The sequence below is a fragment of the Bradyrhizobium diversitatis genome (assembly GCF_016031635.1).
Lineage (GTDB): Bacteria > Pseudomonadota > Alphaproteobacteria > Rhizobiales > Xanthobacteraceae > Bradyrhizobium > Bradyrhizobium diversitatis.
Genome location: NZ_JACEGD010000015.1, coordinates 143,263 through 163,139, shown reverse-complemented (window position 1 = coordinate 163,139; position 19,877 = coordinate 143,263). Strand labels below are relative to the sequence as shown.

Here is a 19,877-nt window from a genome sequence, read left to right as displayed (position 1 = left end):
AATTGACCGGCGCGCAACCGCCGCTCTTGTCCCCCGGCCAAGCCGTCTTCGCGGTTGCAGCAGGAACCCATGGCGCGTGCGCTTTGTGCAAATCGCATGGGTCTTGCCGGATAAACGCGCTCGGCTGGCCGGTATTTTGGTGTTACGAACTGGGACATGAACCAGCACGCCAAGATCGAAATCCGCCATTCGACCTGTCCGCATGATTGCCCGTCGGCCTGCGCCCTCGATGTCGAGGTGATCGAAGGCCGCAGCATCGGCCGCGTCCGCGGTTCGAAAAAGCAGACCTACACGGCCGGCGTGGTCTGCGCCAAGGTTGCCCGTTACGCCGAGCGGATCCATCACCCCGAACGGCTGATATATCCGATGCGCCGAACGGGTGCGAAGGGCTCAGGGCAATTCGCGCGGATCTCCTGGGACGAGGCGCTGGACGAGATCGCGCACCGCTTCAACGAGGCCGAGCGCGAGTTCGGCGCGGAATCGATCTGGCCCTACTACTACGCCGGCACGATGGGCCTTGTGATGCGCGACGGCCTCAACCGCCTCACCCATGTGAAGAAATATTCGCGCTTCTATCAGACCATCTGCGCCAATGTCGCGCGCATCGGCTTTGCGATCGGCACCGGCAAGATCGCCGGCGTCGATCCGCGCGAAATGGCGCTGTCCGACCTCGTCGTGATCTGGGGCACCAATCCCGTCAACACCCAGGTCAATGTGATGACGCACGCCGCCCGCGCGCGCAAGGAGCGCGGCGCGAAGATCGCCGCGGTCGACATCTACGACAACGAGACCATGAAGCAGGCTGACATCAAGATCATCCTGCGCCCCGGCACCGACGGCGCCTTTGCCTGCGGCGCGATGCATGTGCTGTTCCGCGACGGCTATGCCGACCGCGCCTATATGGACAAGTACACGGACTGTCCTGCCGAGCTCGAGGCGCATCTGACAACGCGCACGCCGGAATGGGCGTCGAAGATTTGCGGCGTGCCGGTGGCGGAGATCGAGGCGTTCGCCAAAGCGGTTGGCGAGACCAAGCGGACCTTCTTCCGCTTTGGCTACGGCTTTACGCGCAGCCGCAATGGTGCGACGCAGATGCACGCGGCAAATTGCATTCCCGCGGTAACCGGTGCCTGGCAGTACGAAGGCGGCGGCGCCTTCTTCAACAATTTCGCGCTGTGGCACTTCAACGAATCCATCATCGAAGGCCACGATGCGATCGACAAGACCACGCGCGCGCTGGACCAGTCGCAGATCGGCCGCATTCTCACCGGCGATGCCGAAGCCCTCCAGGGCAAGGGGCCGGTCAAGGCGATGCTGATCCAGAACACCAACCCCATGACGGTGGCGCCGGAGCAGGCGCTGGTCCGGCAGGGCTTTGCGCGCGAGGACCTGTTCGTCGCCGTGCATGAGCAGTTCATGACCGAGACGGCCCAGATGGCCGACATCGTGCTGCCGGCCACCATGTTCATGGAGCATGACGATCTCTACTACGGCGGCGGCCACCAGCACATCTCCGTCGGGGCGAAGCTGATCGATCCGCCCGGCGAATGCCGCTCCAACCACGAAGTGTTGCAGGTGCTGGCGCCGCGGCTCGGCGCCAGGCATCCGGGCTTCGAGATGACGCCGCGCGAATTGATCGACGCGACCTTGAGGTTGAGCAATCACGGCGACATCGCCGGCCTCGAAGCCGATCTCTGGCGCGACCTGCAGCCCGATTTCCGCACCTCGCATTATCTCGACGGCTTTGCCCATGCCGACGGCAAATTCCATTTCAGAGCTGATTGGGCGCATCCGCCATTCGGTCAGACGATGGGCGATTTCGACAAGATGCCTGATCTGCCGGACCATTGGGCGGTGATCGAGCACACCGACCAGGCCCATCCGTTCCGGCTCGCGACCAGCCCCTCGCGCAGCTTCCTCAACACCACGTTCAATGAAACGCCGTCCTCGCAGGCGCGCGAGGGTAAAGCGAGCGTGATGATCCATCCCCTGGACGCGGCCGCGCTCGACATCGCCGATGGCGATGCCGTGACGCTCGGCAACAGCCGCGGCGAGACCACGCTGATCGCGATGCTGTTCGAGGGCGTGCGGCGCGGCGTGTTGATCGCAGAGTCCGTTCATCCCAACAAGAACCACATCGGCGGCCGCGGCATCAACACGCTGACGGGTGCGGACACGATCGCGCCGATCGGCGGGGCCGCGTTCCACGACAACAAGGTCTGGATCAGGAAAGCGGTCGCCTGAGCGGCGCGCACCGCTATCGGCCTGCAATTTGTGTCGAGGCGCTAAAGCAGCGGCGCGCCGCAGTTTGCGCTTGCACCTCCCGCCCGAGCTGCCGCAAATGGCTGCAAGCGGAGCCAAGGAAGCGAGCGTGCCATGACCGACACCACAGCCGTTATCACCGAAAAGCGCGGGCAGGCGTTCTGGATCATCATCAACCGGCCGGAGAAGCGCAACGCGCTGAACGGCGACGTGATCGCCGGCATCAGCAAAGGATATCGCGACGCGCATGAGGACAAGGACGTCCGCGTCATCGTGCTGACAGGCGCCGGTGACAAGGCGTTCTGTGCCGGCGCCGATTTGCAGAATTCCGGCGCGGCCTTCGCGATGGATCATTCCAAACCAAATGTCGACTATGCCGATCTGCTGCGTTTGTCACAGAACGCCACCAAGCCGGCGATTGCGCGGGTCGGTGGTGTCTGCATGGCCGGCGGCATGGGCCTCTTGTGCATGACCGATATGGCGGTCGCGGCCGATCACGTCGTCTTCGGCCTGCCGGAGGTGAAGGTCGGCGTCTTCCCGATGCAGGTGTTGAGCCTGCTCCAGAGCATCGCGCCGCCGCGCCTCGTCAACGAATGGGCGCTCACGGGCGAGCCGTTCGACGCCAAGGCCGCACAGGCCGCGGGCCTCCTCAACTACGTCGTGCCCGCCGCCGAGTTAGATGCCAAGGTCGACTGGCTGATCGGCCGCATCGTCGACAAATCGCCGACCGCGATCCGCCGCGGCAAGTACGCCATGCGCGCGATCGCCTCGATGTCGTTCGACGAGAGCATCGCCTATACCGAAAGCCAGATCGCGCTGCTCGCGATGACCGAGGACGCCAAGGAGGGGCTGAAGGCGTTCAGCGAGAAGCGGAAGCCGGTCTGGACGGGGAGGTAGAGGAGTGCACCGCTCTCGTATCCCGGACGCGCCGCAACGCGTCAGCGTTGCTGCGCAGAGCCGGGACCCAGGGCGGCACGGGCACATGTAGCGACATGGGCCCCGGCTCTGCAGCGCACCGCTAAGGCGCTGCGCTGCGTCCGGGGCACGAGAGCGGGGTTTACCAGCTCAGTCCGATTTTCAACGTGAATGTAGCCTCATCCTCCGCCGTCATTCCGGGGCGCGCGCAGCGCGAACCCGGAATCCATCGTGCAGCACGCGATATGGAGAAATGGATTCCGGGCTCGCGCCAAGTGGGCGCGCCCCGGAATGACAATCTCACCCCGCATTCGCCTTCAGTCCCGCCGCCTGGATGCCCGCCACCGCGCAGGCCTCGTCATTGTCGGACGTGTCGCCGGAGACGCCGATGGCGCCGAGCAGCGTCGTGCCGTCCATGATCAGCACGCCGCCGGGGACCGGCACCAGCGCGCCTTTTGCAATCGTGTTCACGGCGTCGATGAAATAGGCCTGCTCCTGCGCACGCTGGAACAGGACCCGCGAGCCCATGCCCATGGCGAGCGCGCCATAGGCCTTGCCGTGCGCGATTTCGGCGCGCATCAGGCTGGTGCCGTCTTGCGCGGCCGCGAGCTTGAGCACGCCGCGGGCGTCCAGGATGCTCACGACCAGCGGCTTCAGCTTGAGCTCGCCGGCCTTTGCGAAGGCGGCGTCGAGGATCTTGCGGGCGGTGTCGAGCGTGAGGTCAGCCATGGCTGGGTTCCTTTGCAGCTTGAGAGGTGGAATGGGTTTCGGCGCGATCGAGGCTCATCGCCAGCACGCGCGCGACGTGAAGCGCCTCGCGTTGTGCACCGTCATGGATCTGGTGCCGGCACGAGGTGCCGTCGGCGACCACCAGCGTATCTGGGTCCGCGCGCCGCACGGCCGGCAGCAGCGACAGCTCGGCCGCCGGCCGCGGCCTCGCGCGCCAGGAATTCCTCGAAGGTAAGGGCATGGGCACTGATGGCCTTGGCATCGTTGTCCTTGCGCAGCGAAGCGAGCTCGTCGCGCAGCGTCAAGAGGCAGCTCGGCTCGAGCCCGACGATCGGCACGCCGCGCGCGGCGAAGGGCGCGAAGGCGGCCACGAGGCGATCGAGCTCAGATTTCGCTTCGTCGACGAGGCCGGCAGAGAGAAACGTGCGGCCGCAACAGAGCGGCCGGCCGCCACGCGCAGGCTTCGGCAGATGCACGCGATAGCCGCCGGCCACCAGAACGCGTAGCGCGGCATCAAGATTCTCCCGCTCATAGATGCGGTTGAAGGTGTCGGCAAAGAGAACGACTTCGCGGCCGGCGTCCGGGCCGACGCTGTCGGCCGGCGGCACGAACACGTCGCTGCGGAAGGCGGGCAGGACCCTGCGGGCGCTGATACCGGCAAAGCGCTCGAACAGCTTTCGCAACAGCGGGCTGCGATTGCGCAAATTCGCCAGCGGCGCGAAGCGCGACGCTAGTCCGGCATAGCGCGGGAGGTAGCCCACAAGCCGATCTCGCAACGTCAGGCCGTGCGTGGCAGCGCGCGCGGCCAGCACCTCGATCTTCATCTTGGCCATGTCGACCCCGGTGGGGCACTCATGGCGGCAGGCCTTGCAGGAGACGCAGAGCTTCAGCGTCTCCATCATCTCGTCTGACGCCAACGCGTCGGGGCCGAGCTGGCCCGAGATCGCAAGGCGCAGCGTGTTCGCACGCCCTCGCGTGACATCCTTCTCGTTGCGCGTCGCGCGGTAGGAGGGGCACATCACGCCGCCCTCGAGCTTGCGGCAGGCGCCATTGTTGTTGCACATCTCGACCGCGCCCTGGAAACCGCTGCCGGCGCCGGGATAAGCCGACCAGTCGAGCCTGGTCTTCAGCTCAGCGACGCGATAGTCCGGCTTGAAGCGAAACAGCGAGCGGTCGTCCATTCTGGGCGCATCGACGATCTTGCCGGGATTGAACACGCCTTCGGGATCGAAGCGCTGCTTTACTTCCTTGAAATCGGCGACGAGACGCTCGCCGAACATGGTCTCGTGGAATTCCGAGCGCACCAGCCCATCGCCATGCTCGCCGGAATGCGAGCCCTTGTATTCGCGCACCAGCGCAAAGGCCTCTTCGGCGATGGCACGCATCGCCTTGACGTCCTTCTCCAGCTTCAGATTCAGCACCGGGCGCACGTGCAGGCAGCCCTCCGAGGCGTGCGCGTACATCGTGCCGCTTGTGCCGTGCCTGGCAAACACCTCGTTCAGCCGCGCTGTGTAGTCGGCGAGATGCGGCAGCGGCACGGCGCAGTCCTCGACGAATGAGACCGGCTTGCCCTCCTGCTTCATCGACATCATGACGTTGAGGCCGGCGGCGCGGAAATCGGCGATGCCGCTCTGCAGCGCGGGCTCGATGATCTCCACCACGCCGCCCCATTTGCGCGGCTCGTTATTCCAGCCGAAGCCGAGGTCCCCCATCAGTTCGCCGAGCTGCTTGAGCCGCGCCAGATTGTCCGCCTGGTCCTCCTCCGCGAATTCGACCACCAGCACGGCATCCGGATCGCCCTTGATCGCGGCCGAGATGATGGGGCGGAACATCGCGATGTCGCGGCCGAGCGCGATCATGGTGCGGTCGACCAGCTCGACCGCGATCGGCTTGAGTTTCACCAGATGCTGGGCCGCATCCATCGCCTCGTAGAAGCTGCCGAAATGACAGACGCCGAGCGCCTTGTTGCGGATCACGGGCCAGAGCTTCAGCTCGACCTTGGTGGTGAAGGCTAGCGTCCCTTCGGAGCCGACCAGGAGATGCGCCATGTTGTTCGGCGCATTGCGCGGCACCAGCGCGTCGAGATTGTAGCCGCCGACGCGGCGCTGCACTTTTGGAAAGCGCGCCGCGATCTCGTCGGCCTCGCGGGTGCCGAGATCGAGCATGTCGCGGAACAGCGCGCGGGTGCTGTCGCTGGCTTCGAGGTCGGAGAGATCGCGCGAGACCTCGCCAAAACGGCTCAGCGTGCCGTCGGCGAGCGATGCCTCCATCGATAGCGTGTTGTCGCGCATGGTGCCGTAGCGCAGGCTGCGGCCGCCGCAGGAATTGTTGCCGGCCATGCCGCCGATGGTGGCGCGGGAGGCCGTGGAGACGTCGACCGGAAACCACAGGCCGTGCTTCTTCAGCTGCCGGTTGAGGTCGTCGAGCACGATGCCGGTCTCGACCACGCAGGTGCGGCCTTCGACGTCGAGCGACAGGATTCGGTTGAGGTGCTTGGAGAGATCGACCACGAGGCCGTCATTGACGGTCTGGCCGCATTGCGAGGTGCCGCCGCCGCGCGGGATGACCTTCACCCCTTCGTCGCGGGCAATCGCCAGCGACAGCAAGGCCTCGTCCATGGTCTTCGGCACCACCACGCCGGCCGGCATGATCTGGTAGAACGAGGCGTCGGTAGCGTAGCGGCCACGGCTGAATGGGTCGAACAGGACGTCGCCGGTCAATTCCGACCGCAGGCGCCGTTCGAGCGAGGAGGCGTTTGTCATCCCTGATCCCGGACTGACCCAGTAAGGCTCAGCCTTGCCGAGTTATTCATTATGCTTCCTGACCGATTATATTGTGAATGCAAAATGAGCAAGCCGGACGCCCTCAGGGCGAGGCCGGCGCGTCCTCTCGGGGCTCGGTCAGGTGCTCGATCGCCGCCGTCCGCTTGTTGCGCAGGTGCTGGAACAGGATGTCGCTGAGCTCGCTTGCGGCGCGGCGGCGCAGTGCATCGAGGATGGCCTCATGCTCGCGCATGGCTTCCGCCCAGCGCTGCCGTTTGCGGGCGAAATTGGCGGAGTAGCGGACGCGGCGAATGCGGCCCGCAAAGTTGGCGTAGGCGCTCTTCAGTGTCTCGTTGCGCGCGGCCGCGACGATGCTCTCGTGGATGCGCTGATTGGTCTGGAAATAGCCGTGCATGTCGCGATGCAGATAATGGCCGTACATCTCGTAATGCAGCTGCTCGATCGCGGTGATCTCCGCGTCCGTGATGGCCTCGCAGGCGAGGCGCCCGGCCAGGCTTTCCAGTCCGGCCATGACGTCGAACAGCTCTTCCAGGTCGCGTTGGCTGAGCTGGCGCACCCGCGCGCCGCGGTTGGGCAACAGCTCGATCAGCCCCTCGGCGGCGAGCACCTTCAACGCCTCGCGCAAAGGTGTGCGGGAGATGCCGAGCATCTCGCAGAGCTGCCGCTCGGGAACGCGCCCGCCCTCGGGAATGTTGCCCTCAACCACGTAGTCGCGCAGCCGCAGCAGGGTCTCGCCATGTAGCGAGGCCTCGTGACGGTTTTCCTGGCGGTCGCCGCCGTTGCCGGTTGGCGGGGTGATCGGGACCCCGGTGTCGGGAATCGTGGATTTCATTTGGAGTACAGTAGTTTGCCCGTTTGGTCGCGTCGACGCCCACAATCGAATACCAGATTTCGATTGAATGGACAAAAAATGAATGCAAAATAGCCGGCGAAGCCGGCCGTAACCCGCCGACAGGGAGGTTTTCATGCATCAGGGACGCCATTTCCTGCAGATTCCGGGCCCGAGCCCGGTCCCCGAGCGCGTCCTGCGCGCGATGGATATGCCTGTCATTGATCACCGCAGCGCTGAATTCGGCGAGCTCGGTCGGACCGTCCTCGAAGGCAGCCAGAAGATATTCCAGACCACGGGGCCGGTGGTGATCTTCCCTTCATCGGGGACCGGCGCCTGGGAAGCTGCGATCGTCAACACGCTGTCGCCGGGCGACAAGGTGCTGATGGTCGAGACCGGCCATTTCGCCACCATGTGGCGGCAGATGGCGGGGCGCTTCGGCGTCGAGGTCGATTTCGTCCCGGGCGACTGGCGCCGCGGCGGCGATCCCGCGGTGATCGAGGCCAAGCTCTCCGAGGATACCGCGCGGACCATCAAGGCGGTGATGGTCGTGCACAACGAGACCTCGACCGGCGCGACCAGCCGCATCGCCGAGATCCGCGCCGCGATCGACCGCACAGGCCATCCCGCGCTGCTGATGGTCGATACCATCTCCTCGCTCGGCTCGGTCGACTATCGCCACGACGAGTGGAAAGTCGACGTTAGCGTCAGCTGCTCGCAGAAGGGTTTCATGCTGCCGCCCGGCCTCGGCTTCAACGCGATCTCGGAGAAGGCCCTCACCGCGTCCAAGACCAACAAGATGCCGCGCTCCTATTTCGACTGGGAGGAGATGCTCAAGCCCAATGCCAAGGGCTTCTTCCCCTATACGCCCGCGACCAACCTCCTCTACGGCCTGCGCGAGGCGATCGCGATGCTGCTCGAAGAGGGGCTCGACAATGTTTTTGCGCGGCATCAGCGCTTGGCGGCCGCGACGCGGGCCGCCGTCAACCATTGGGGTCTCGAAGTGCTCTGCCAGGAGCCTTCGGAGTTCTCGCCGGTGCTCACCGCGGTGCTGATGCCGCCGGGGCATGACGCCGATCAGTTCCGGAAAGTGGTGCTCGACAACTACAACATGTCGCTCGGCTCGGGCCTGTCGAAGGTCGCCGGCAAGGTCTTTCGCATCGGTCACCTCGGCGAATGCAACGCGCTGACGCTGCTCGGCGCGCTCACCGGCGTCGAGATGGGCCTGTCGGTCGCTGGCGTGCCGCATCGCTCCGGCGGTGTCGACGTCGCGATGAAGCTCCTGGAGCAGCGCCCGCAGGGCAATGCCTCGCCGCATCTGAAGATCGTCGGCACGTAAGGGGAGTGCGATGGACGGGAAGGCAGGCGAGGGCAAGCCGGTCCGTCATGCACGGACGGAGCCTTTCGAGAGAGGACAAGCCGGTCAAATGGTGCTATTCGGCGGCCACCAAACCAAGACGAGACCGGGAAGGACGCCGATGACCGTGCATACTGGAAGGCATTTCTTACAGATTCCAGGACCGACCAACGTGCCCGACCGGGTGCTGCGGGCGATGGACATGCCGACGCTGGACCATCGTGGCCCGGAGTTCGCTGAGCTCGGTTTTGCCGTGCTTGCCGCAATGCAGCGCGTGTTCCGCACCAAGCAGCCCGTGATCATCTTTCCCTCGTCCGGCACCGGCGCCTGGGAAGCGGCGATGGTCAATGTGTTCGCGCCCGGCGACAAGGTCCTGATGTGCGAGACCGGCCAGTTCGCCGTGCTCTGGCGCGGCATCGCCGACAAGTTCAAGCTCGACGTCGACTTCATCCCGGGCGACTGGCGCCACGGCGCCGATCTCGCCGAGATCGAGCAGCGCCTCGCCGCCGACAAGCAGCACGCGATCAAGGCGGTCTGCGTCGTCCACAACGAGACCTCGACCGGCTGCGTGACGCCGCCGCTGGAGGTGCGCAAGATCCTCGACCGCACCAAGCATCCGGCGCTGCTGATGGTCGACACCATCTCCGGCCTCGGCTCGATGGAATATGAGCACGACGCCTGGGGCATCGACGTCTCGGTCGCGGGCTCGCAGAAGGGCCTGATGCTGCCGCCCGGCCTCGGCTTCAACGCCGTCTCGGAGAAGGCGCTTGCCGCGGCCAAGGCCAACCCGGGCATGCGTTCCTATTGGGACTGGCAGGAGGTGATCAACTTCAACAAGCTCGGCACCTTCCCCTACACACCCGCCACCAATCTGCTCTACGGCCTGCGTGAAGCGGTCAAGATGCTGGAAGAGGAGGGGCTGGAGACCGTCTGGACCCGCCACAAGTGCCACAGCGCTGCGACGCGCGCCGCGGTCAAGGTCTGGGGCCTCGAAACGCAATGTGCCGATCCCGCCGCGCATTCGCCCGCGCTGACCGGTGTGCGCGTGCCGGAAGGACACGACGCCGACGCCTTCCGCAAGGTCGTGCTGGAAAATTTCGACATGTCGCTCGGCACCGGCCTGAACAAGGTCAAGGGCAAGGTGTTCCGCATCGGCCATATCGGCCATTTCAACGACCTGATGCTGATGGGGACGCTTGCCGGCGTCGAGATGGGCCTGGATCTTGCAAAGATCCCGCACCGGAGCGGCGGCGTGCTCGCGGCCATGGACGTCCTGAAGGGACGTGACGTGGTGCCGATGGCCAAGGCCCAGGTGGCTTGATCCATCCAACTTGAAGAAAGAGATTGCGCGATGAACGCACCGACGACTGCCAACGAAGACCTGCTCTACTCCGTCGAGGACGGCATCGCGCGGATCACCTTCAACCGCCCGCAGGCGCGCAACGCGATGACCTTCGCCATGTATGACCGCATGGCCGAGATCTGCCAGGAGATCAACGCCGATCGTTCGATCAAGGCGCTGATCCTGACCGGCGCCGGCGACAAGGCGTTCGCCTCCGGCACCGACATCTCGCAATTCCGTGCCTTCAAGTCCGCGCAGGATGCGCTCGACTACGAGGCGCGGATCGACCGCGTGCTCGGCACGCTCGAGCAGTGCCGTGTGCCCGTGATCGCGGCCATTGCCGGCGCCTGCACCGGCGGCGGCGCCGGCATCGCGGCCTGCTGCGATCTGCGCATCGGCACCGAGACGACGCGGATGGGCTTTCCGATCGCGCGCACGCTCGGCAACTGCCTGTCGATGTCGAACATCAGCCGCATCGTCGCGCTGGTCGGCCCCGCCCGCACCAAGGACATGATCTTCAAGGCGCGCCTCGTCGAGGCACAGGAAGCGCTGGCGCTCGGCCTGCTCAACGAGGTCGTGCCCGACGTCGAGACGCTGCAACGCCGCGCCGACGAGACCGCAAAGCTCGTTGCCAGCCACGCGCCGCTCACGCTGGAGGCGACCAAGGAGGCGGTGCGCCGCATCCGCCGCACGCTGTCGCGCGAGGAGGGCGAGGACCTGATCCTGAAGGCCTATATGAGCGAAGATTTCCGCGAGGGCATGGATGCCTTCCTCAACAAGCGGGCGCCCGTCTGGAAGGGCAAGTAAACTCATGCGCGTCGTCAGTCGAAAGTCATAGGCGCCGAATTGCCGGGCTGCTTGCACTCGTCAGCTTTAGTCCGCACTATGCAGGGATAGAATTCTTCCGCACTACAACTCAAAAAAACATCAGGGGGCGAAACTCGTGCGAATTACAGTCAAAGCCGTCGGCGCTGCGGCGGCGCTGTTGTTGACCACGCCGGCCTTCGCCGGCTGGGAACCGGCGAAGCCGGTCGAGATCGTGGTGGCCGCGGGCGCGGGCGGCGCCTCCGATCAGATGGCGCGGATGATGCAGGCCGCGATCCAGAAGAACAATCTGATGAAGCAGCCGATGGTCGTCTCGCTCAAGGGCGGCGCCTCGGGCGCGGAAGCGCTGATGTACATGAAATCCAGCGAGGGCGACCCGAACAAGGTGCTGATCGCCTATTCGCTGATCTACATGCTGCCGCTGTCGGCCAAGATCCCGTTCAACTGGCGTGAGCTGACCCCGGTCTCCGTGGTCGCACTCGATCAGTTCGTTCTCTGGGACAACAGCGCGGGTCCCAAGACGTTGAAGGAGTTCGTCGCCGCGGCGAAGGCAGCAAGCTCGCCGTTCAAGATGGGCGGCACAGGCTCCAAGCGTGAGGATCACGTGCTGACCGTGTTCCTCGAGCAGAAGACCGGCGCGAAATTCTCATATCTGCCCTACAAGTCCGGCGGCGAGGCCGCGACCCAGCTGGTCGGCAACCACACCGAGGCCAACGTCAACAACCCCTCGGAAAATCTGGAAGTCTGGCGCGCGGGCCAGGTGCGTCCGCTCTGCGTGTTCGACAAGGAACGCATCTCCTACACGACGAAAGTGACGGAGACGCAGTCCTGGGCCGACATCCCGACCTGCAAGGAGGAGGGCGTCGACGTGCAGTATCTGATGCTGCGCGCGATGTTCCTGCCCGGCAAGGTGACGCCGGAACAGCAGGCGTTCTATGTCGATTTGTTCCACAAGGTGACGCAGACCACGGAATACAAGGAGTACATGGAGAAGCAGGCGCTGAAGCCGATCTTCCTCACCGGCAAGGACATGGTGCAGTTCCTCGAGGAGGACGATGCGCTGAACAAGTCGCTGATGACGGAAGCCGGTTTCGTCGCGAAGTAGCTGTTTCACCTCGCCCCGCCTGCGGGGAGAGGTCGGATTGCATCGAAGATGCAATCCGGGTGAGGGGGACTCTCCGCGAGTCCAACTCTCGCCGTTTCCGCGGAGACTCCCCGTTACCCAGACCCTCTCCCCGCAAGCGGGGAAAGGGGATTGGCCACAGCATTTGGTCACCATGTCCCAAACCGAACTTGAAATCGTTGTCGATGATCCGACCGCGCCCGAAGACGACTCCCCCTCCGTCGTCTCTTCCGCGACGATCGAGATCGTCGTCTGTCTCCTGCTGCTCGCGCTCGCCGCCACGCTCGGCTACGACAATTGGCGTACCGGCGCGTCATGGGATGCGACCGGGCCGGAGCCGGGCTATTTCCCGTTCTACCTCGCCATTATCCTCGGCGGCGGCAGCCTCTACGGCCTGATCGCGGCGCTCCTCGCGCGGCGCGCGGCGCGTGAGACCTTCGTCACACGGGCGCAGGCCCGCCGCGTGATGGCAGTGTTCGTGCCGACACTGCTGTTCTGCGCGGCGACACAGTTCCTCGGCCTTTATGTCGCGAGCTTCTTCCTGATCGCGGGCTTCATGCGCCTCGTCGGCAAGATCACGCTGTGGAAGTCGCTGCTCACCGCCTTCGTGTTCACGGCGATCATGTTCGTCACCTTCGACGTCGCCTTCGACGTCATCATGCCGAAAGGGCCGCTCGAAGCGGCCCTCGGCCGCTAGGCGGGCACGCGCGATGGAAGCTTTCGGGCTCCTGCTCCACGGTTTTGCCGTCCTGCTGACGTGGAAGACGCTCGTGCTGATGATGGTCGGGCTGGTGCTCGGCATCTTCGTCGGCGTGCTGCCGGGGCTCGGCGGCCCCAATGGCGTCGCGATCCTGTTGCCGCTCACCTTCACGATGGACCCGACCTCGGCGATCGTGATGCTGTCCTGCATCTATTGGGGCGCGCTGTTCGGTGGTGCCATCACCTCGATCCTGTTCAACATCCCGGGCGAAGCCTGGTCGGTCGCGACCACCTTCGACGGCTATCCGATGGCGCAGCAGGGTCGGGCGGCGGAGGCGCTGACCGCGGCATTCACCTCCTCGTTCATCGGCTCGCTGGTCGCCGTGCTGCTGATCACGTTCCTCGCGCCGATGATCTCGTCCTTCGCGCTGAAGTTCGGCCCGCCCGAGTTCTTCGCGGTCTATCTCCTGACCTTCTGCTCCTTCGTCGGTCTCGGCCGCGAGGCCAAGCACAAGACGGTCATCTCGATGTCCCTGGGGCTGCTGCTCGCCGGCATCGGCATGGATACCGTGTCCGGCAATCTCCGCATGACCTTCGGCTCGCCGGAATTGCTCCGCGGCATCAACTTCCTGGTCGCCGTCATCGGCCTGTTCGGCATCAGCGAGATCCTGCTGACGATGGAGGAGCGCCTTGCGCTGCGCGGACATGCGGCCGGCATCTCGCTGCGCGTCGTGCTCGGCGTCTGGAAGGATCTGCCGAAATACTGGGTGACGCTGCTGCGCTCGTCCTTCATCGGTTGCTGGCTCGGCATCACCCCCGGCGGTGCGATCGCTGCCTCCTTCATGGGCTACAATCTCGCCAAGCGCTTCGCCAAAGAGCCCGAGAGTTTTGGCAAGGGCCGCATCGAGGGCGTGTTCGCGCCGGAGACGGCGGCGCATGCCTCCGGCACCTCGGCGCTGCTGCCGATGCTGGCGCTCGGCATTCCCGGCTCGGGCACTGCGGCGATCCTGCTCGGCGGCCTGATGGTGTGGGGGCTCAATCCGGGGCCGCTGCTGTTCGTCGAGCACAAGGACTTCGTTTGGGGCCTGATCGCCTCGATGTATCTCGGCAACGTCGTCGGCCTCGTGCTGGTGCTGACGACGGTGCCGATCTTCGCCTCGATCCTGCGCGTGCCGTTCGCGGCGGTGGCGCCGATGATCGTGGTGTCCTGCGCGATCGGCGCCTATGCGATCCAGAACGCGATGTTCGACATCTGGCTGATGCTCGGCTTCGGCGTAGTCGGCTACGTCTTCAAGAAGATCGGCATTCCCTTGGCGCCGTTCACCCTCGCGCTCGTGCTCGGCAACCGCGCCGAGGATGCCTTCCGCCTGTCGATGATCGGCTCCGGCGGGACCTTGAAGGTGTTCTGGTCGAACGGTCTGGTTGGCTCGATCACGACCCTGGCGATTGTGCTGCTGTTCTGGCCGGTCATCGACGGCCTGCTTGGTCGCGTCGGATGGACACAGGGGGCGAGAGCGACATCGCAATAAGCCGGACTGCCTTAGGTTGAATCGATTGCGGCGGGTCGTTCACTTCTCCCGCTCGCGGGAGAGGTCGGCGCGTTCCGGGCGATGCGAAGCATCATCCCGCGCGCCGGGTGAGGGCTTTCTCCTCTTGGGGATCGTCCCATTGCGGAAGCACCCTCTCCCCAGCCCTCTCCCGCAAGCGGGAGAGGGAGCGCACCGTCGTCGTTGCAGCCATCAAGCCTCGTTTCGTTCCGCCTTTCAGCGAGGCTTCGTGCTTCAACGGCCGAAGGGCTGATAGTGCCAAGGTCAGCGATACTCACACCACCTTGGCGTCCCGCAGCCTCGCAATCTCGTCGGCGCCGAAACCGAACTCCTTCAGTAGCTCGTCGGTCTGCTCGCCGAATTCCGGCGGCCGCGCCACCATCCTGCTCGGCGTGCGCGACAGCGTCACGGGCTGGCCGACCAGGCGGATATGGCGGCCATCGTCGTTCGGCACGTCCTGCGCAATGCCGAGATGCTTCACCTGCGCGTCCTCGAACATCTGGTCGATGGCATAGATGGGACCGCAGGGCACGCCGGCCTCGTTGAGCTCGCGGACCCAGGTCTCGGTCGACTTCGTCACGGTGCGCTTCTCGATCTCGGCGTTGAGCGCATCACGGTTCTTGGAGCGGGCAGGCGCCGTCGCATAGTCGGGATGGCCAAAGAGCTCCGGCGCGCCGATCGCCTGCGCACAGCGCTCCCAGATCCGGCCGCCGGTGGTAGCGATATTGATGTAGCCGTCGGAAGTCTTGAACACGCCAGTCGGAATGCTGGTCGGGTGGTTGTTGCCGGCCTGCCTGGCGACCTCCTTCTCCATCAGCCAGCGCGCGGCCTGGAAGTCGAGCATGAAGATCTGGGCCTGGAGCAGCGAGGTCTGCACCCACTGGCCCTTGCCGGAGACCTCGCGTTCGAGCAGTGCGGTGAGGATGCCCATGGCGCAGAACAGGCCAGCGGTGAGATCGGCGACGGGAATGCCGACCCGCATCGGACCTCCGCCCGGCGCGCCGGTGATCGACATCAGCCCGCCCATGCCTTGCGCGATTTGATCGAAACCGGGGCGCTTATGGTAGGGGCCGTCCTGACCGAAGCCGGAGATGCTGCCATAGACGATGCGCGGGTTGATTGCGGCGAGGCTGTCATAGTCGATGCCGAGCTTCTTCTTCACGTCGGGCCGGAAATTCTCGACCACGACGTCGGCTTTGGTGGCCAGGCGCTTGAAGACGGCGAGCCCGCGCTCATCCTTCAGGTTCAGCGTCATCGCCCGCTTGTTGCGGTGCAAATTCTGGAAGTCGGAACCCCGCCGGGGGCCGCCCGGCTGCTCGCCGCCGGCGTCCTCGGTCAGCGCGTCGATCTTGACGACGTTGGCGCCCCAGTCCGCGAGCTGCCGCACGCAGGTCGGCCCGGAGCGCACGCGGGTCAGATCGAGCACGGTGAAGCGCGACAGGGCTTCCGAGGCATGCGGAAAAGACATCTTGAGAGGCTCCGGGACGGATTGCGGAGCCTACCATAGTGCCGAAAGACCTTGCGGCAACCCTCGTGCGATGCGCATGCCGCCTGCCGAAATGCCATGCCTGACATGGCTTTGCTGCGATGCGTGGCGGCTTTGCTGCGGTGCGCAAAAGCTCAGCGCGACAGGTGCTTCAATTCCGCGCGCGCCTGCTCGGCCAAGGGATCATCGCCGTGGCGCGCAATGAAGAGCTCGAACGCTTCCCGCGTTCCCTTCCGGCGGGCGGCTTCGTATTCCTCTGCCACCGCGACGGCAGGATCGCGGGCGATTGGCATGGAGGGCGCGCGCCCTGCCTCGCCGCTCTCCTTCCTGCCGTCATCCGCCTTGGCTTTCCCGACCATGGCAGGTTGTTCTCCGTTGGACAGATGATCCGATCCCGCGAACGTCGCGAGGACACCGATCAGACCGGCTGACAATGCGCCTCGTTTCATCATATCGTCTCTGGGACATGACAGGGGCCGGAAGCCGTATCCCATCGGTGTCCGTATGACTACGGGATTTGACGCCTAACAAGGTCTTACGGAAGGGAGCGGACGCCGCAGCCCAAGTTAAACCAAACGTTCAACTCTCAGGCTAGAATCATGCGCCTCCGCCGCGAATCTGGCGAGGCATTGCTCTGGAGAGTCAATTGGCTACCGCTGTGAATGTCAGTGCCACCAACAACGCCGAGATCGACGGCCTGCTGTCGGGCGCCAAATGGTCAGGCACCATTACCTACAGTTTTGCCGACGCGCCGAGCGACTACGCCAATCCCTATAGCGGCGGCTACAGCGAGCCGACCACCTCGGGCTTTGTTTCGGCGCCCACGCAGATACAGGCGGCGATCAACTACGCGATCGGGCTGATTCTCAGCTACACCAACGCCGACATCCAGTACGCAGGCACGAACGGCGCCGACATCATGGTCGCGCAGTCGCCGGCGGCCAATCCGACCGCTTACGCCTACTATCCCGGCAATTATGCGCCCGGCGGCGACATCTGGTTCGGCACCCAATACAATTTCTCGCTGGCCAAGCTCGGCAATTACTACTTCACCACCGCGCTGCACGAACTCGGCCATGCCCTCGGCCTCAAGCACAGCCAGGAGGCCGGCGGGCCCGCCCACGTCGCGGTGCCGAGCGCGCATGACAGTAGCGAATACACCGTCATGAGCTATCGCAGCTATGTCGGCGCTTCGACCACGGGCGGCTACACCAACGAAGCCTACGGATATTCGCAGACCTACATGGCCAACGATATCCTCGCGCTCCAGACGATGTACGGCGCGGACTACACGACGCAGAGCAGCAACACCGTCTACACCTGGAATTCGACCACCGGGCAGCAGTTCATCAACGGCGTCGGTCAGCTCGCGCCGGGCGGCGGCGTCGGCGGCTCGGCCAACCGCATCTACGAGACCGTCTGGGACGGCGGCGGCGTCGATACCTACGACCTGTCGAACTACACGACCAACCTGAGCATCAACCTCAATCCCGGCGCTTCGTCGGTGTTCTCCTCCGTGCAGTTGGCCTATCTCGGCAACGGCCATTATGCATCGGGCAACGTCTACAACGCCTATCTCTACAACGGCGATGCGCGCTCCTACATCGACAACGCCATCGGCGGGTCCGGCAACGACGCGATCCTTGGCAACGCCATCTCCAACGCGCTGAACGGCGCCGGCGGCGACGACACGATCACCGGCGGCGCGGGCAACGATACCATCAATGGCGGTTCGGGCACCGACACGGCAGTGTATTCGGGCAGCCAGGCAAGCTACACGATCTCCTACAATGAGGCGGCACAGACCTTCAACCTGACCGACCTGCGCAGTGGCTCACCTGACGGCACCGATACCGTCACGACGGTCGAGTATTTCCGGTTTGGCGGCGTCACCATCGCTGCCTCCAGCCTCGTGCCGACGGTGATCGAGGCGTTCGGATCGACCAGCGTGGTCCGGTCCGGCGGCAACTATTTTCTGAACAGCATCTCGACCGGCGCCGGCCCAACGCTGAAATATACGGGCAATGTGGTGAACACGGCGAACTACACGACGTGGTCCGTCATTGCGGCCGAGCAGGTGTCCGGTGGCGGGTACGACGTGGTCTGGAAGGATTCGTCGAACGGACATTACTCGGTCTGGAGCACCGACAGCAGCGGCAATTTCGTGATGACGCTGGCCGCCGCTCCCGAAGTCCTGGGGAGCGATCCGACCCTGAAAGCATTGGAGCCGACCCTCCAGCAGGATCTCAATGGCGATGGCGCGATTGGTATACCCGCGGGCAGCCTTGTCACGATCGAGGCGTTCGGGTCGGCCAGTGTGGTGGTGTCCGGCGGCAACTACTATCTGACCAACATCTCGACCGGCACCGGCCCAACGCTGAAATATACGGGCAATGTGGTGAACACGGCCAATTACACGACGTGGTCCGTCATCGCCGCCGAGCAGGTGTCGGGTGGCGGCTACGACGTGGTCTGGAAGAACTCGGCAAACGAGCACTACTCGGTCTGGAGCACCGACAGCAGCGGCAATTTCGTGACGACACTCGCCGCGGCTCCGGAAGTGCTGGGGAGCGATCCGACCCTGAAGGCACTGGAGCCGACGCTGCAGCAGGATCTCAATGGCGACGGCACGATCGGGGTGCCGGTAGCCAGCCCCGTCACGATCGAGGCGTTGGGATCGACCAGCGTGGTGGTGTCCGGCGGCAACTACTATCTGACCAACATCTCGACCGGCACCGGACCCACGCTCAAACACGCAGGCTCTGCAGTCAACACGGCGAATTACACCACGTGGTCCGTCATTGCCGCTGAGCAGGTGTCCGGTGGTGGCTATGACGTGGTCTGGAAGGATTCGTCGAACGGGCATTACTCCGTCTGGAGCACCGACAGCACCGGCAATTTCGTAAAGACGCTTGCCGCGGCTCCCGAAGTGCTGGGGACCGATCCATCCCTGCAGGCGCTGGAGCCGACACTTCAGCAGGATCTCAACGGCGACGGCACGATCGGGGTGCCGGTTGCCAGCCCCGTCACGATTGAGGCGTTCGGATCAACCAGTGTGGTGCTGTCTGGCGGCAACTACTATCTGGACAACATCTCGACCGGCACCGGGCCGACGCTGAAATACCAAGGCAATGTGGTCAACACGGCGAATTACACCACGTGGTCCGTCATTGCCGCCGAGCAGGTGTCCGGTGGTGGCTATGACGTGGTCTGGAAGGATTCGTCGAACGGACATTACTCCGTCTGGAGCACCGACGGCACCGGCAATTTCGTCACGACGCTCGCCGCGGCTCCCGAAATGCTGGGGACCGATCCGTCCCTGCAAGCGCTGGAGCCGACGCTTCAGCAGGATATCAATGGCGACGGTACGACCGGGGTGCCGGCCGCCAGCCCCGTCACGATCGAGGCGTTCGGATCAACCAGCGTGGTGGTGTCCGGCGGCAACTACTATCTGGACAACATCTCGACCGGCACCGGGCCTACACTGAAATACCAAGGCAATGTTGTGAACACGGCCAACTACACCACGTGGTCCGTCATTGCCGCCGAGCAGGTGTCCGGTGGTGGCTACGACGTGGTCTGGAAGGATTCGTCGAACGGGCACTACTCCGTCTGGAGCACGGACAGCACCGGCAATTTCATCACGACGCTCGCCGCGGCTCCCCAAGTGCTGGGGACCGATCCATCCCTGAAAGCGCTCGAGCCGACGTTGCAGCAGGATCTCAATGGCGACGGCGCCGTCGGCGCAGCGCCGCTCGGTGATAACTTCGCGTTCAACCTCACCCAGGGCGGGACCTCATCGACCACCCCGTTCGAGGTCCCCGACCCAATGCCCGCGCCGGCGGATACGCAGACCGCGTCGGAGCAGTGGACCCAGCCGGCAGGGAGTGACGACATGGCTGTGACCGGCATGGTGATGGATCTGCCTCACGATCTGCACGGCTCCAGTTTCCTGCTGAACTGACGCCATGGGGCTGGCC

At 64.7% G+C, this 19,877-nt stretch carries 13 protein-coding genes and 1 pseudogene; 9 read left to right on the top strand and 5 right to left on the bottom strand.

Going from position 1 to position 19,877, the window contains the following annotated elements:
• The first annotated feature begins 156 nt into the window (after positions 1 to 156).
• Together H1B27_RS17975 and H1B27_RS17970 are read left to right on the top strand one after the other, a co-directional pair.
• Complete coding sequence (locus tag H1B27_RS17975) at positions 157 to 2,244, top strand: molybdopterin oxidoreductase family protein (RefSeq protein WP_197966957.1); 2,088 nt, start codon at positions 157 to 159, stop codon at positions 2,242 to 2,244.
• A gap of 132 nt (positions 2,245 to 2,376) precedes the next feature.
• Positions 2,377 to 3,159, top strand: a complete 783-nt coding sequence (locus H1B27_RS17970; RefSeq protein ID WP_197966956.1) for an enoyl-CoA hydratase/isomerase family protein — start codon at positions 2,377 to 2,379, stop codon at positions 3,157 to 3,159.
• A gap of 318 nt (positions 3,160 to 3,477) precedes the next feature.
• Here the strand turns inward: H1B27_RS17970 and H1B27_RS17965 are convergent, their stop codons facing one another.
• The 3 genes and pseudogenes from H1B27_RS17965 to H1B27_RS17955 all read right to left on the bottom strand — a co-directional run bounded on the left by H1B27_RS17965 (position 3,478) and on the right by H1B27_RS17955 (position 7,521).
• Entirely contained in the window at positions 3,478 to 3,906 is a 429-nt protein-coding gene (locus H1B27_RS17965) for a GlcG/HbpS family heme-binding protein (protein ID WP_197966955.1), read from the bottom strand.
• Positions 3,899 to 6,668: pseudogene (locus H1B27_RS17960) on the bottom strand (FAD-binding and (Fe-S)-binding domain-containing protein). The gene H1B27_RS17965 and the pseudogene H1B27_RS17960 overlap by 8 nt, the downstream one beginning before the upstream one ends.
• Positions 6,669 to 6,771: 103 nt before the next feature.
• The gene (locus H1B27_RS17955) at positions 6,772 to 7,521 is read right to left on the bottom strand and encodes a GntR family transcriptional regulator (protein WP_061877950.1); all 750 of its coding nucleotides are present in this window, start codon (positions 7,519 to 7,521) and stop codon (positions 6,772 to 6,774) included.
• A 133-nt stretch (positions 7,522 to 7,654) separates the two neighbouring features.
• Between H1B27_RS17955 and H1B27_RS17950 the strand changes: the two genes are divergently transcribed.
• The 6 genes from H1B27_RS17950 to H1B27_RS17925 all read left to right on the top strand — a co-directional run bounded on the left by H1B27_RS17950 (position 7,655) and on the right by H1B27_RS17925 (position 14,393).
• The gene (locus tag H1B27_RS17950) at positions 7,655 to 8,857 is read left to right on the top strand and encodes a pyridoxal-phosphate-dependent aminotransferase family protein (RefSeq protein WP_197966954.1); all 1,203 of its coding nucleotides are present in this window, start codon (positions 7,655 to 7,657) and stop codon (positions 8,855 to 8,857) included.
• A gap of 139 nt (positions 8,858 to 8,996) precedes the next feature.
• Entirely contained in the window at positions 8,997 to 10,196 is a 1,200-nt protein-coding gene (locus tag H1B27_RS17945; protein ID WP_197966953.1) for a pyridoxal-phosphate-dependent aminotransferase family protein, read from the top strand.
• A 30-nt stretch (positions 10,197 to 10,226) separates the two neighbouring features.
• Positions 10,227 to 11,024 (top strand): enoyl-CoA hydratase/isomerase family protein, encoded by a 798-nt coding sequence (locus tag H1B27_RS17940; protein ID WP_197966952.1) that lies wholly within the window; start codon positions 10,227 to 10,229, stop codon positions 11,022 to 11,024.
• A 136-nt stretch (positions 11,025 to 11,160) separates the two neighbouring features.
• Positions 11,161 to 12,147: a Bug family tripartite tricarboxylate transporter substrate binding protein gene (locus tag H1B27_RS17935; RefSeq protein ID WP_197966951.1), complete on the top strand. Its 987-nt coding sequence runs from the start codon at positions 11,161 to 11,163 to the stop codon at positions 12,145 to 12,147.
• 172 nt (positions 12,148 to 12,319) lie between these two features.
• Complete coding sequence (locus H1B27_RS17930) at positions 12,320 to 12,862, top strand: tripartite tricarboxylate transporter TctB family protein (protein WP_197966950.1); 543 nt, start codon at positions 12,320 to 12,322, stop codon at positions 12,860 to 12,862.
• Between the two features lie 13 nt (positions 12,863 to 12,875).
• Positions 12,876 to 14,393, top strand: coding sequence for a tripartite tricarboxylate transporter permease (locus H1B27_RS17925; RefSeq protein WP_197966949.1), 1,518 nt, complete (start codon positions 12,876 to 12,878; stop codon positions 14,391 to 14,393).
• Between the two features lie 292 nt (positions 14,394 to 14,685).
• On the opposite strand, the gene H1B27_RS17920 is transcribed toward H1B27_RS17925, so the two are convergent.
• Both H1B27_RS17920 and H1B27_RS17915 read right to left on the bottom strand, forming a co-directional pair.
• Positions 14,686 to 15,879: a CaiB/BaiF CoA transferase family protein gene (locus H1B27_RS17920; RefSeq protein WP_197966948.1), complete on the bottom strand. Its 1,194-nt coding sequence runs from the start codon at positions 15,877 to 15,879 to the stop codon at positions 14,686 to 14,688.
• A 152-nt stretch (positions 15,880 to 16,031) separates the two neighbouring features.
• Entirely contained in the window at positions 16,032 to 16,256 is a 225-nt protein-coding gene (locus tag H1B27_RS17915) for a hypothetical protein (protein ID WP_311976957.1), read from the bottom strand.
• Positions 16,257 to 16,543: 287 nt separating this feature from the next.
• On the opposite strand from H1B27_RS17915, the gene H1B27_RS17910 reads away from it, so the two are divergent.
• Complete coding sequence (locus tag H1B27_RS17910; protein ID WP_197966947.1) at positions 16,544 to 19,861, top strand: M10 family metallopeptidase C-terminal domain-containing protein; 3,318 nt, start codon at positions 16,544 to 16,546, stop codon at positions 19,859 to 19,861.
• Positions 19,862 to 19,877: the final 16 nt, after the last annotated feature.

Excerpts from the sequence above, each read along its gene's own strand:
- H1B27_RS17975 (WP_197966957.1), top strand. The coding sequence starts at position 157 with ATGAACCAGCACGCCAAGATCGAAATCCGCCATTCGACCTGTCCGCAT.
- H1B27_RS17970 (WP_197966956.1), top strand. The coding sequence starts at position 2,377 with ATGACCGACACCACAGCCGTTATCACCGAAAAGCGCGGGCAGGCGTTC.
- H1B27_RS17965 (WP_197966955.1), bottom strand. The coding sequence starts at position 3,906 with ATGGCTGACCTCACGCTCGACACCGCCCGCAAGATCCTCGACGCCGCC.
- H1B27_RS17955 (WP_061877950.1), bottom strand. The coding sequence starts at position 7,521 with ATGAAATCCACGATTCCCGACACCGGGGTCCCGATCACCCCGCCAACC.
- H1B27_RS17950 (WP_197966954.1), top strand. The coding sequence starts at position 7,655 with ATGCATCAGGGACGCCATTTCCTGCAGATTCCGGGCCCGAGCCCGGTC.
- H1B27_RS17945 (WP_197966953.1), top strand. The coding sequence starts at position 8,997 with ATGACCGTGCATACTGGAAGGCATTTCTTACAGATTCCAGGACCGACC.
- H1B27_RS17940 (WP_197966952.1), top strand. The coding sequence starts at position 10,227 with ATGAACGCACCGACGACTGCCAACGAAGACCTGCTCTACTCCGTCGAG.
- H1B27_RS17930 (WP_197966950.1), top strand. The coding sequence starts at position 12,320 with ATGTCCCAAACCGAACTTGAAATCGTTGTCGATGATCCGACCGCGCCC.
- H1B27_RS17925 (WP_197966949.1), top strand. The coding sequence starts at position 12,876 with ATGGAAGCTTTCGGGCTCCTGCTCCACGGTTTTGCCGTCCTGCTGACG.
- H1B27_RS17920 (WP_197966948.1), bottom strand. The coding sequence starts at position 15,879 with ATGTCTTTTCCGCATGCCTCGGAAGCCCTGTCGCGCTTCACCGTGCTC.
- H1B27_RS17915 (WP_311976957.1), bottom strand. The coding sequence starts at position 16,256 with ATGGTCGGGAAAGCCAAGGCGGATGACGGCAGGAAGGAGAGCGGCGAG.